The 303-nt window shown below is 57.1% G+C and carries 1 pseudogene; it reads left to right on the top strand.

Annotated features, from left to right (window positions below):
• Window positions 1-303 (top strand): annotated as a pseudogene (locus NNO03_RS22525) (hypothetical protein); the annotation flags it as partial.

The following is a 303-nucleotide window of genomic DNA, read 5'->3' as shown; positions in this document are numbered from 1 at the left end:
GCGTCTGAGTGCATCAAACTGGACGTCACCGCAGACTTCAGAGCAAACGACAGAAGCAACGACAGGCAATCTTGCAGGGGTTCTGGATTACATCGCCCCGCAGGGAAGCCAGTTGAGTCCGGCAATGCTGTTACCGTATGGCACCCATACAAAAATTCGCGTCAGCCAGTGTGTGGGTGAACGCTATGCAATAGTCAAAGAGCCGGGGCCGCAGGAGACGTTGTACCCGTGGAAGAGCGGGGTGGCCGGAAACACAATCCGGCAGATGAAGGAACGGGGAGTGAAGCCAGACGGTTCCCCCGT

This window comes from Citrobacter sp. Igbk 16, assembly GCF_028069755.1.
Classification (GTDB): Bacteria; Pseudomonadota; Gammaproteobacteria; order Enterobacterales; family Enterobacteriaceae; genus Citrobacter.
The sequence above is the reverse complement of the archived record's forward strand: the minus strand, read 5'-3'. Positions and strand labels throughout refer to the sequence as shown.